Source organism: Shimia sp., assembly GCF_022448905.1.
GTDB lineage: Bacteria > Pseudomonadota > Alphaproteobacteria > Rhodobacterales > Rhodobacteraceae > Shimia.
In genome coordinates, this window is record NZ_JAKVCW010000004.1 from 142,753 (window position 1) to 155,296 (window position 12,544).

The 12,544-nt window shown below is 57.7% G+C and carries 11 protein-coding genes; 5 read left to right on the plus strand and 6 right to left on the minus strand.

Features of this window, described 5'->3' with window-relative positions; all coding sequences use genetic code 11:
• The first annotated feature begins 26 nt into the window (after positions 1–26).
• From MK208_RS05820 to MK208_RS05830, 3 genes are read left to right on the plus strand one after another with little or no spacing between them, the layout of a single operon-like run.
• Positions 27–812, plus strand: coding sequence for a copper chaperone PCu(A)C (locus tag MK208_RS05820; protein ID WP_294114840.1), 786 nt, complete (start codon positions 27–29; stop codon positions 810–812).
• Between the two features lie 60 nt (positions 813–872).
• Positions 873–2,936, plus strand: coding sequence for a hydantoinase/oxoprolinase family protein (locus tag MK208_RS05825; protein ID WP_294114841.1), 2,064 nt, complete (start codon positions 873–875; stop codon positions 2,934–2,936).
• Entirely contained in the window at positions 2,933–4,696 is a 1,764-nt protein-coding gene (locus MK208_RS05830; RefSeq protein WP_294114842.1) for a hydantoinase B/oxoprolinase family protein, read from the plus strand. The genes MK208_RS05825 and MK208_RS05830 overlap by 4 nt, the downstream gene beginning before the upstream one ends.
• A gap of 27 nt (positions 4,697–4,723) precedes the next feature.
• On the opposite strand, the gene MK208_RS05835 is transcribed toward MK208_RS05830, so the two are convergent.
• On the minus strand, positions 4,724–5,938 hold the full coding sequence (locus tag MK208_RS05835) for an acyl-CoA dehydrogenase (RefSeq protein WP_294114844.1): 1,215 nt from the start codon (positions 5,936–5,938) through the stop codon (positions 4,724–4,726).
• 237 nt (positions 5,939–6,175) lie between these two features.
• Between MK208_RS05835 and MK208_RS05840 the strand changes: the two genes are divergently transcribed.
• Positions 6,176–6,745 carry a cupin domain-containing protein gene (locus tag MK208_RS05840; RefSeq protein WP_294114846.1) on the plus strand — a complete coding sequence of 190 codons (570 nt, stop codon included), beginning with the start codon at positions 6,176–6,178 and terminating at the stop codon, positions 6,743–6,745.
• A 9-nt stretch (positions 6,746–6,754) separates the two neighbouring features.
• Positions 6,755–7,867 carry a CaiB/BaiF CoA-transferase family protein gene (locus MK208_RS05845; protein WP_294114847.1) on the plus strand — a complete coding sequence of 371 codons (1,113 nt, stop codon included), beginning with the start codon at positions 6,755–6,757 and terminating at the stop codon, positions 7,865–7,867.
• Here MK208_RS05845 and MK208_RS05850 read toward each other — a convergent pair.
• The 5 genes from MK208_RS05850 to MK208_RS05870 all read right to left on the minus strand — a co-directional run bounded on the left by MK208_RS05850 (position 7,864) and on the right by MK208_RS05870 (position 12,484).
• On the minus strand, positions 7,864–8,553 hold the full coding sequence (locus tag MK208_RS05850) for an ABC transporter ATP-binding protein (RefSeq protein ID WP_294114848.1): 690 nt from the start codon (positions 8,551–8,553) through the stop codon (positions 7,864–7,866). The two genes, MK208_RS05845 and MK208_RS05850, sit on opposite strands and share 4 nt — an antisense overlap.
• Entirely contained in the window at positions 8,550–9,305 is a 756-nt protein-coding gene (locus tag MK208_RS05855; protein ID WP_294114850.1) for an ABC transporter ATP-binding protein, read from the minus strand. The genes MK208_RS05850 and MK208_RS05855 overlap by 4 nt, the downstream gene beginning before the upstream one ends.
• The gene (locus MK208_RS05860; protein ID WP_294114852.1) at positions 9,298–10,281 is read right to left on the minus strand and encodes a branched-chain amino acid ABC transporter permease; all 984 of its coding nucleotides are present in this window, start codon (positions 10,279–10,281) and stop codon (positions 9,298–9,300) included. The genes MK208_RS05855 and MK208_RS05860 overlap by 8 nt, the downstream gene beginning before the upstream one ends.
• A 1-nt stretch (position 10,282) precedes the next feature.
• Positions 10,283–11,200 (minus strand): branched-chain amino acid ABC transporter permease, encoded by a 918-nt coding sequence (locus tag MK208_RS05865; RefSeq protein ID WP_294114855.1) that lies wholly within the window; start codon positions 11,198–11,200, stop codon positions 10,283–10,285.
• A 150-nt stretch (positions 11,201–11,350) separates the two neighbouring features.
• Positions 11,351–12,484, minus strand: a complete 1,134-nt coding sequence (locus MK208_RS05870; RefSeq protein WP_294114857.1) for an ABC transporter substrate-binding protein — start codon at positions 12,482–12,484, stop codon at positions 11,351–11,353.
• Between the last annotated feature and the right edge of the window lie 60 nt (positions 12,485–12,544).

A 12,544-nucleotide genomic window follows, 5' to 3' on the forward strand; every position in this document is an offset into this window, starting at 1 on the left:
GGCGACTATAGCGACGGGCAAAAGAGATGAAAGCGCGAAAGATTTTGGGTTTTGGGGCCGTCTTCGGAGCAGTTTTTGCCGCCGGAATTGTGTTCCTAAAGCCCGCAAAGTCACCTCAAATACTGCTCTCCAACGCCACCGCCGCGCCCTTGGAAACCGACCCCAATCAACTGGCGGTCTTTGTGAAAATCGACAACGCTGGCCAACCGGAAACGCTTCTCTCTGCCAGCTCACCAGAAGCCCAAACCGCTACCCTAAGCGAGCGATATGGACCGCTTGCCGTTCCGGCAGATAGTACAGCTTCCTTGGCCGCAGATGGCGTATTTCTACAACTCAACGACCTTTCTGGATCACTGGATGATGGCCGCACGGTCCCAATTTCACTAACCTTTGCGCATGCCGGAACGCTCACCACTCGCGCTCGGATTATCGCGCCGCAAACCAAAGGTGACGCTTCCAACTACGGACTTTTCGGTATCGGTGACATCTGTCAGGTCGGCGACGGCGAACCGGCGCCAAATATCTCCTTGGAAGCCACGAAAATCGAGGCTGGCTGGAAAGTCTTGGTCACGTCTGAGGACTTCGAATTCACGCCAAACCTTGTCGACGGCCCGCACGTTCCCGGCACGGGTCACGGTCACATTTACCTCAACGGCTTGAAGCTTGGCCGCCTCTATTCAGCAGAGACAACAGTCGGCCACTTACCACCTGGTCAGCACGAGATTCGCGTGACTTTGTCCACAAATGACCACCGCGCCTATGTTGTTGGCGACGCTCCTGTCACCTCTTCGATTCGAATTCACAGCGATTGACAGGTAAATATCCCAGCCTCCATCATTTGCATGCAAATGGATTTGCACGGAGGATCGCGGGTGGCCGAATCTGAAAACACGCAAACCGGCACGGTCGTGGGCGTCGATGTCGGCGGCACCTTTACCGATCTTGTGGCGCTAAGCTCGGAAGGTCTCCGCCTCGCCAAAGTGCCCAGCACGGTCGAAGATCAGTCCCAAGGCGTCCTGAACGCACTGGCATCGGCCAACTGCGAAATTGCTGCGCTTGATCTTATTGTGCACGGCACCACGACCACCACCAACGCCGTTCTTGAGCGCAAGCTGGCCCGCACAGGCCTGATCACCACGCAAGGATTTCGCGACATTCTGGAGCTTGGCCGCCGAACCCGGCCACAGGCTTATGGGATGTTTGGTGAATTTAAGCCCCTCATCCCCCGCGATCTGCGCTTTGAAGTACCGGAACGCATGGACAGCGACAGCAACATTCTCACGCCCCTCGATATCGAAGCCGTCAAAACGGCGGCCAATACTTTGCTGGAGAAAGGATGTGAGGCTGTCGTTGTGCACTTCCTGCATTCCTACGCAAATCCCACGCATGAACTGCAGGCGGTAGAAGTGCTGCACAAGCTCTGGCCCAACGACTACATCACCGCCGGTCATGCCTTATTGTCGGAGAGCCGCGAGTATGAGCGCGGCGTTACGGCAGCGGTAAACGCATCCGTGCAACCGGTGCTCAGTAATTATGTGGACCGCCTGTCTCACGCTTTAACAGACCAAGGCTATGCTCGAGACTTGCTGATCATGAATGGCAACGGCGGCATGGTCAGTGCACAGTCGGTTTCCAAGGAAGCCGCCAAAACCGTGATGTCTGGCCCAGCGTCTGGAGTCATGGCAGCCGCGTTCACAGGCCGCGCGGCAAATGAACCCAACCTGATCACCTACGACATGGGCGGCACGTCAACGGATGTGGCTTTGATCCGGGATGCCACGCCCTCCGTCTCCAACGAAATCGAAGTCGAATACGGCATGCCCATCCATGTGCCGATGGTGGATGTGCGCACGGTTGGCGCAGGTGGCGGCTCAATTGCCAAGATCAACGCAGGCGGGCTTTTGGAGGTTGGCCCTGAAAGCGCTGGCGCAACCCCCGGCCCGATCTGCTATGGCCGCGGCGGCACGCAACCCACAATCTCTGACGCCAACTACCTTCTTGGCCGTCTACGCCCATCAGGCCTATCACTGGACGAACAGTTACAGCGGTCCAAAGAGGTCCGTCGCGCTTTTACCGAACACCTTGCCCCGGCCTTGAAATGCTCCGCTGTCGAAGCCGCCGAAGCTGTTGTGCAGGTGGCAAATACGAAAATGGCCGGCGCAATCCGAATGGTGTCGCTCTCTCTTGGCGCCGATCCTCGCGATTTTGCGCTGTTTGCGTTTGGCGGTGCCGGCCCTTTGCACGCCGCAGCTTTGGCAAAAGAACTCGACATCCCACGCGTACTCATCCCGGCCCGACCTGGGCTCACCAACGCCCTGGGCTGCGTGGTGGCCGACTTGCGACATGACTTTGTGCGCACAATCAACACGCCTTTGTTCGACCTGCCATCGGGCAAGCTAGCTGACATTTTTGGCACATTAATATCCAAGGGAAAGGCTCTGATTGCAAAGGAGACTATCTCTTTGGACAGCGTAGACACCATCCTCTCTCTCGATATGCAGTTTGTCGGCCAGACCCACCTTCTCCGCGTTCCGGTTGTCGACCAGCAGATGTCACTCGACGCACTGCAGGCGCTCTTCGAAGACGCGTATTTGAGCCGGTTTCAGGTTGCGCTTGACGACATGCCCGCCGCAATCGTGAACGTAAACTGCTCCATTTTAGGCCGCCGTCCACCTTTAGACCTCTCATTGCTCTCCTGCCCCACGTCCCGCGCGAAAACTCTGGGAAGCGCCCAAACCGATACCCGAAACGTATTCTTCGGAAACACCTGGTTGGAAACCCCCGTCTGCAATCGGAAGGCACTGCCAAGCGACGCAGCCATAAGTGGCCCTGCCATCATCGAACAAATGGACACCACAATTGTTGTTCCGCCAGAGGATCACGTCACATCGGATGCCGTTGGGAACCTGATCCTCCATGTGGGAGGTGGCGCATGACGCTAGACCCGATCACCCTCACCGTCATTCAAGCCGGGTTGCAACAGGTTTGCGACGAAATGGATCTGGCGTTCTCCCGCGCGGCTTTTTCTCCAGTGATCGCAGAGGCCAACGACCGCTCCGACGGCATCTATGCCGCCTCTGACGGCGCTCTGATTGCGCAAGGAACCGCAGGCTTGCCTGTGTTTGTCGGCACCATGCAACATTCCACACGGACCTTGATCGAAATGATCAACTCCAGCGATGTCGCGGCGCCCAACCCGGGCGACATCTATATCGTCAATGACCCCTACTTGGGCGGCACACACCTGATGGACGTGCGCTTTGCCAAACCGTTTTACCGTGACGGAGAAATCTTCTGTTGGCTGTCCAACACAGGTCATTGGCCGGACACAGGCGGAGCCGTGCCTGGTGGATTTTCCGCGTCCGCGACGGCCGTTGAGCAAGAGGGGTTGCGCTTACCGCCCGTCAAGCTGTTCAAGCAAGGAGTTCTGGACAAAGAGATTTTTGCAATTATCCAGTCCAACATTCGCGTGGCCGAGCAACGCATTGGCGACGTGCAAGCACAGGCCGCGGCCCTGCTTGTCGGTGAAACCCGTCTCGCGGCCCTGCTCGACCGTTACGGCGACGCTACCGTTTCCAACGCAATCTCCGAACTCAACATGCGCGCTTCTTCCCAAATGCGCGCCTGCTTGAAGAACATCCCCAACGGGATCTACCGCTCCCAAGCCTACGTGGACAGCGATGGCGTGGTGAACACGCCGTTGACCATCGCGCTCAATGTCACCAAAACCGACGAAGAGCTGACGTTTGACTTCCAAGGCAGCAGCCCGCCCTGCTTGGGTCCGATGAACTCGGTGCGCGCCACAACGCACAGCGCAGTCTATCTCGGCATGCGCCATATCTTCCCCGACGTGCCCATGAACGCTGGCGCTTTTGCACCTTTCACTATCACAGGCATCGAAGATTCATTCCTGGATGCCAAATACCCTCGCCCGGTCTCTGGCTGTGCCGCCGAAGTATCTCAACGCATCGCCGAAGCGGTCTTTGCCGCGCTCGTTCAAGCCATCCCCGAAAAAGTCACAGCGGCTCCCGCTGGGACCAGCGGAAACTTTGCGCTTGGCGGTTTTGATCCCACGCGCAGTCGCAACTACGTCATGTATCAAATCTCTGGCGGCGGTTATGGCGGCAATGCCCAGCACGACGGCCTCTCAAACGGCTGCTCAACAATCGGCATTTCCAAGGCACCACCCATTGAAATCATGGAGCAAGCCTACCCGGTGCTCTATCGTCATTACGCCTTACACGAAGGCTCCGGCGGCGCAGGTGAACATCGTGGGGGTTTTGGTCTGGACTATGAGGTCGAATTGCGTCGCGGTGAGGCCAAGGCCAGCTTCGTCATGGACCACGGACGCTTTGGTCCGCAAGGTGCTCGCGGTGGCTGTGACGGCGAGGTCAACAAGGTCACGGTGTATCGCGATAGTGCGCCCTACACGCCCGAACACTTGTCAAAGGAACAAGACATTCCGCTAAATGCAGGTGACCGGGTGCACGTGCAAACGCCTGGCGGAGGTGGGTATGGCAATCCGTTGGAGCGCGACCCTCAACTGGTTGCCGAAGACGTCCGCTTGGAGCGCTATTCCCCGCATCAGGCAAAGATTCTATTTGGCGTGGTGATCACATCATCGTTTGAGGTGGACCGCGCGGCAACGTCGTCTCTTAGAAGAGAAAAGCGCGCCACCCTCAGTGACGCGCCTTAACTTTACGACATTACAATCTGAAAAGTATCAGAAAAATGCCTGCAGACCGGTCTGCGCACGCCCAAGGATCAGTGCATGCACGTCATGTGTGCCTTCATAGGTGTTCACCGTTTCCAGGTTCACCATGTGACGGATCACACCAAATTCCAGGCTGATGCCATTGCCGCCGTGCATGTCACGAGACAGACGCGCAATATCCAGCGCCTTGCCACAGTTGTTGCGCTTGATGATCGACACCATTTCCGGCGCCGCTTGGGCCTCATCCATCAAACGGCCAACCCGCAGCGCCGCCTGAAGACCCAGCGAAATCTCGGTCTGCATATTGGCCAGCTTCAGTTGGAACAGCTGCGTCTGAGCCAAAGGCTTGCCAAACTGCTTACGGTCGAGCCCGTACTGGCGCGCCGCGTGCCAGCAGTACTCCGCTGCCCCCATTGCGCCCCAGGCAATGCCGTACCGCGCACGGTTCAGACAGCCAAACGGCCCTTTCAACCCTTCGACATTTGGCAACAGCGCATCTTCTGACACTTCCACATTGTCGAGCACAATCTCGCCGGTAATCGACGCGCGCAGCGACGCCTTGTGCATGATCTTTGGCGCGGACAGGCCTTTGGTACCCTTGTCCAGAACAAAGCCACGGATTTTGCCGCCGTGCGCATCGGACTTGGCCCAAACCACAAACACATCCGCGATTGGGGAATTGGAAATCCACATCTTGGCGCCATTCAGCACGTAACCGCCGTCCACTTTCTTGGCGGTGGTCTTCATGCTGCCCGGATCAGAGCCCGCATCCGGTTCGGTCAGACCAAAACAGCCAATCCACTCGCCAGACGCCAGCTTCGGAAGGTACTTCTTGCGCTGTTCTTCAGAGCCATAAGCGTAGATCGGATACATCACGAGCGAGCTCTGCACCGACATCATCGAGCGATAGCCGCTGTCCACACGCTCCACTTCACGCGCGACCAACCCATAGGTCACATAGCCCGCTCCGATGCCGCCGTATTCTTCAGGAATGGTGGTGCCCAGCAGGCCCATCTCGCCCATCTCGGCAAAAATCGCCGGATCGGTCTCTTCCTTCTCAAACGCCGCAGTCACCCGAGGCGCCAGCTTCTCATCACAATACGCGCGCGCGGCATCGCGCAACATGCGCTCATCTTCTTCCAGCTGGCTTTCAATCAGAAACGGGTCTTCCCAGTTGAACGAACCCAATTCCGGTTTGGACTGTGGTGCCAGATCCTTGGCCATGGTATCTCCTTCCGTCCGCCCACACAGGGGCGCAAAACATCAATTTCCGTTGCCGCCCAACATGTCCGACCCTGCCCCTGCGTCAAGGCAACCGAGGACAAACGTCGCAACGTCGCGAAAACTTTCTTGCCTTCTATTGCGCAGAATATTGAGCATTGCTAGACCTTATTGATCAAAGTTTCGTTGCGTCCTGTTGGCGCAGTATACCACAGCCACAGGCCCAGAGCGGAGGCTCCGATGAGCGACACGTTTGACATAGGTGATCGCCTTAAAAAATTACGCCTATCTGCGGGATTAAGCCAGCGTCAGCTGGCGCAATATGCTGCCGTACCGCATGGGCAGATATCCATGATCGAAACCAACCGATCCAGCCCCTCTGTGGCCAGCTTGCGCAAAATTCTGGGCGGTATGGGCATGTCGATGGCCGAGTTTTTTGAGCCGGAAACCCATGAACCGGGTCAAGTCTTCTTTGGTCCAGAGGCGCTCTCTGACCTTACGTCACAACTGGGCACTGAGGCTTCGAAACTGACCCTCAAACAGGTAGGCAACGCCAAAGACCACGGCTTGCAAATCCTGCGTGAACACTATGCCCCAGGGGCTGACACCGGAGAAACCATGCTATCCCACCCCGCAAACGAAGGCGGCATCGTGCTCTCGGGCGAAATCGAAGTGACCGTAGGCAGCCAAACCCAAATCCTGCGCGCAGGGGACAGCTATCTGTTTGACAGCCGACAACCCCACCGCTTCCGCAATATCTCTGACAAACCGGCGGAGGTGGTTTCCGCCTGCACGCCGCCCTATCTCTGAAGGCTTCCCATGACCCCACTCAAAGGTCTCAAAGTTGTAGAACTCGCCCGCATTCTGGCTGGCCCGTGGATCGGCCAATCACTCGCCGACCTTGGTGCTGAGGTCATCAAAGTGGAAGCCCCCCAGGGAGACGACACGCGCACCTGGGGCCCACCCTTTATCGAGCGCGACGGCGACAAAACGGCCGCCTATTTCTATGCCGCCAATCGCGGCAAGATCTCTGTGGTGGCAGATTTCCGTACCGAGGAAGGCCGCGCACAGGTGCTGGAGCTGATCAAAGACGCCGACATCCTGATCGAGAACTTCAAAGTCGGCGGTCTGAAGAAATACGGCCTGGACTACGATACGCTGTCCAAAATCAACCCACGCCTGATTTACTGCTCTATCACCGGCTTTGGTCAAACCGGCCCCTATGCCTCCCGCGCTGGCTATGACTTTCTGTTGCAAGGCATGTCCGGACTGATGTCGATCACCGGCGAGCCGGAGCGGCAACCACAAAAAGTCGGCGTTGCCGTCACAGACGTCGTAACCGGTCTCTATGGCACCATCGGTATTCTGGCGGCCGTCGAACAACGCCACACCACCGGGCGCGGACAGCATATCGACATGTCCCTCTTGGATTGCGCCACCGCTATGCTGGCCAATCAGGCGATGAACTACCTCGCCACCGGGGACAGCCCAAACCGTAAAGGCAATGCGCATCCCAACATCGCGCCTTACCAGGTGGTCCCCACATCCGACGGTCACATCATCATTGCTGTTGGCAACGACGGTCAATTCCAACGCCTTTGCGGAGTGCTGTCGCGCGGCGATTTGGGTGACGCGCCCGATTATGCCACCAACCAACTGCGGGTCGCCAATCGCGACGCCCTCACCGCGCAAATTGAATCAGAAACCAGCAAATGGTCCTCAGCAGAACTTTTGGCGGCACTCGAAGAAGCGACTGTTCCCGCCGGTCCAATCAACTCCATTGAACAGGCGTTGACCGACCCACAAATCGCGGCCCGTGGAATGGTGGTGGAGGCCGAAGGTGTGCGCGGCCTGCGCGGCCCATGGGTGTTTTCCGACGCGCAGCTGTCCACAGACCGCACCGCGCCGGTTTTGCCTAAATCAAAGCCCTAGACGCCAAGATAGCGGTCGGTCTCTTCCGGCCCCAAAGCGTCAAAACCACCGGTCCAGACCGTGCGCCCTTTTTCAAGGATCACCGCACGGTCGGCCACCTGCCCCAACTCTTTCAGGGATTTGTCGATGGCTATGATCGCCATGCCGGTTTCGGCTTTGAGCTTGGCGACTGCTTCCCAAATCTCCTGACGGATCACGGGTGCCAGCCCCTCGGTCGCCTCATCCAGAATAAGCAACTTCGGATTGGTCATCAGCGCCCTGCCAATCGCCAACATTTGCTGCTCTCCGCCAGAGAGCGACGCCGCGGACTGATCTCGCCGCTCTTCCAAGCGCGGGAACAACCGGCACACCGCCGCAAAGTCCCAAGCCCCTTTGCGGGCCGCCGCGATCAAGTTCTCATACACCGACAGATTTGCAAAACACCGGCGACCCTCGGGCACTAGGCCAATACCCAATCGCGCGGCCTTATAGGATGGCAAACCGCCAATATCCTGCCCGCCAAACTGCACTGCGCCACCCGAATTCTTCAGCATCCGGCACATGACTTTTACGGTGGTGGTCTTGCCCATGCCGTTGCGCCCCATGAGCGCAAGCACTTCACCTTCGCCAACGCTCAACGACACTTCGAATAGCGCCTGACTGGGGCCATAAAATGCCGCGACATTTTTTAGCTCAATCAAACTCATGCTGGCACCTCATCCCCCAGATAGGCCCGCCGGATTTCTGGATTCACTTTGATTTCCTCTGGTGTTCCTGTGGCAATCACTTCGCCATAAACCAACACGCTAATCCGATCTGCCAGCGCAAAAACCGCGTCCATATCGTGCTCAATCAACAGAATGGGCGCCTCTTTGCGCAACTCTGTCAAAAGTCCAATCATCTGCTGCGCCCCTTCTAGGCCCAGGCCAGCCATCGGCTCATCCATCAAAAAGGCCTTTGGCTTCAAGGTCAGCGCAACCGCGACTTCCAATTGCCGCCGCTGCCCATGGCTCAAATCCGCCGTGCGTGTTGCTGCAAACTCCGCCAATCCAACCTGCGCCAAGGCCGCCTTCGCCGCCGACACAAGCTGCGCATCTTTCATCACCGGCTTGAAAAACGACATCACATTGCCACGCTGCCCCAAGGCGCCAAGCACCGCATTTTGCAAAACCGTGTGCTCCATCGCCAAGGACGAGATCTGAAACGTCCGCCCAAGCCCTCTGCGCGCGCGCTCCGCTGAACCAACACCGGTTAGATCCTCATCCATCAGCCGCACTGTGCCGCTGTCAGAGGCCAAATGCCCGGTGATTTGCTGGATCAACGTCGACTTCCCTGCCCCATTGGGACCAATCAGCGCATGGATTTCCCCTTTGCGCAAATCCAGTGACACATCATTGGTGGCCTTCAGAGCGCCAAAACTTTTAAAAAGCCGCTCCGTACTCAACACCACATCAGTCATGGGCTTTCTCCCGACCTGCAAGGGCACCAATCACGCCGCCTTTTGCAAAAAGCACGATGCCAAGCAGCAGCGCGCCCAGGTAAACGTGCCAAAACTCCGACAATCCGCCCAGCGTATGCTCCAGAAGGATAAAAATCATCGCGCCAATCACCGGCCCAAACAGCCGTCCAACGCCGCCAATAATAATGAAAATGATGATCTCCCCCGACATCTGCCAGCTCAGCATTGTCGGGCTGACAAAGCGGTTAAGATCCGCAAACAACGCGCCCGCCAGACCAGTCACCGCGCCGGAAATCACAAAGGCCACCAACCGCAGATGATAGGGTTTCAGACCTACGGACAACACCCGTGTCTCATTCTGCCGCGCCGCGCTCAACGCCAGCCCAAAGGCTGATTTATGGATCGCATTCATCAGCAACAGGGCCAGACACAGGATCGCAAAACACAAGCCAAAGAACTGCATTGGCACCAGCGTGTTCAGCCCCGGAAACTCATTGCGCACATAGATCGACAGACCATCCTCACCGCCGTAAGCCGGCCAGCTGATCGCGAAGTAGTAGATCATCTGCCCAAAGGCCAGGGTGATCATGATGAAATACACGCCCGAGGTCCGCAGGCTCAACGCCCCAATCGCCAGCGCGGCCAGAGCACTTGTCACCATCGCTACCAGCCAAATCACCGGCATCGATTTTGTGCCTTCGATCAGAAACGGTGCTTCCATGATTGGCGCGTAAGACTGCGCATGGCTCGCCAGAATACCCATCGCATAGCCGCCAATGCCAAAGAACGCCGCGTGTCCCAGGCTCACCAAACCACCAGTCCCGAGCGCGAGATTCAACCCCACGCCTGCCAGCGCAAAGATCGCGGCACGTGTCGCCAGTGTAATAATAAAAGGCTCATCCGCCATCAACGCCCAAAGTGGCACCCCAAGCAAAACCGCCAGCGCGGCCACATTGATCCAGGTTTCCCGTGTCATCTCACGCCACCCCATATAGTCCGCGGGGACGGAACACCAAAACGCCCGCCATTAGGATGTAAATCAGCATCGACGCTAGCGCCGACCCCACCGACACCGCCGCCGATGGTTCAAGGAACAATGCGAAGATTTGCGGAAGCAAAAACCGCCCCATTGTGTCTGTGATCCCCACCAGCAAGGCGCCAACAAATGCCCCTTTTATCGAGCCAATGCCACCAATCACAATCACCACGAAGGCCAGGATCAGAACCGGTTCGCCCATGCCCACTTGCACCGACTGGATCGCACCCACCAAAGCCCCGGCAAAACCGGCCAACGCCGCGCCAAGCGCAAAGACAAATGTGTAAAGCTTGGCAATGTCCACGCCCAGGGCGGCAATCATCTCCCGATCGGCTTCACCCGCACGGATACGGATGCCCACCCGCGTGCGATTGATCAGGGCAAACATGCCAACCGCCACCAAGAGGCCAATAACGATAATGGACAGTCGGTACGCAGGGTACTCGATCCCGCCCGGCAAGGTCACCGGACCTGCCAACATCGGAGGCACATCCAGGAACAAGGGGAACGACCCAAACATCCAGCGCGTGCCCTCGGAAAAGATCAGGATCAACGCAAAAGTCGCCAGCACTTGATCCAGATGGTCCCGGTCGTACAAGCGCCGAATGATGGTCAGTTCAATGAGCGCCCCAGCCAGTGCCGCCGCCGCCAAAGACGCCATCAAGGCCAGCACAAAGGAGCCGGTTGCGGCCGCCACAGCTGCAGCGGCAAAAGCGCCAATCATATAAAGCGACCCATGCGCCAGATTGATCAGCCCCATGACGCCAAAGACCAAAGTCAGGCCCGCGCTCATGAGAAACAGCATCACGCCAAACTGTAGCCCGTTTAGCATCTGCTCTATGAATAGTAGTGTTGTCATTGCCCTCATTCAGTGCCAAAGCGGCACCCCTCCGCCAAAAGATCAGCGCAGAAAAGATAGTTTATTCAGGATATTGAAGACTGAACATCATGCACCTACCCCGCCAAGATGCATGGAGGTGGGAAGGCCCGAAGGCCTCCCCGAAGTCACTTACATCTTGCAGTCTGCCGCATAGGCATCCGCGTGGTTGCTCAGGCCAGTCGCAATGATCTTGTTGGTGTAAACGTCACCTTCCTTGATCACTTCGCGTACATAGATGTCCTGAACCGGATGGTGGTTGTCACCAAAGGCAAAGTCGCCGCGCACAGAGTCAAACTCCGCCGCTTTCAGCGCAGCACGGAACGCATCTGCGTCGGCCACATCCGCCTTGCCCATCGCAGAGATTAGCAGGTTGGCGGTGTCAAAGCCTTGCGACGCATAGAGCGACGGCAAACGGCCATACTCAGCCTGGAATGTTTCCACAAATGCCGCGTTGGTGGCGTTGTCGATGTCCTTGTTCCACTGGCTGGTGTTTTTCACACCCATCGCCGCGTCACCCACCGCTTGCAGGATACCCTGATCAAAGCTGAACGCCGGCCCCACCAATGGCAGGTCCACACCACTGGCCGCATATTGTTTCAGGAAGGAAATCCCCATGCCGCCCGGCAGGAAGAAATACACGCTGTCAGCACCGGACGCACGGATCTGAGCGATTTCGGCGGCGTAGTCAGTCTGCCCCAGCTTGGTGTACAACTCGCCAGCCAATTCACCATCAAAGAAGCGTTTGTAACCCGTCAGCGCGTCTTTGCCCGCCGGATAGTTTGGCGCGAGGATGAAGCTGTTCTTCAGACCGCTATCGTTGGCATATGCGCCAGCAGCTTCGTGCAAGTTGTCGTTCTGCCATGCGACATTGAAGTAGTTCGGATGACAGCCCTTGCCCGCAAGTGGCGATGGGCCCGCATTGGGCGACAGGTAGAATTTTCCCTGCGCCGTCGCGGCTGGCACCACGGCCATGGCGAGGTTGGACCAGATGATGCCGGTCAGCACGTCGACTTTTTCAGACTGGATCATTTTGTCGGCCAATTGCACCGCGATGTCCGGCTTGCGCTGATCGTCCTCGATCACAACTTCCAGATCATCCCGGCCCGCCTGCTTCACGGCCAGCATGAAGCCATCGCGCACGTCGATGCCCAAACCTGCGCCGCCGCCGGACAGTGTGGTGATCATTCCAACTTTCACATCCGCCTGCGCTGTTGCGCCTGCCAATGCCATTGCCGCGGCCAGCGCCGCACTCCGCAACTTCATTTTGTCGCTCCCTGGTTCTTTGTCTTTTCAATAGGAACCTTGGGCGTTCTGAGGGGCGTC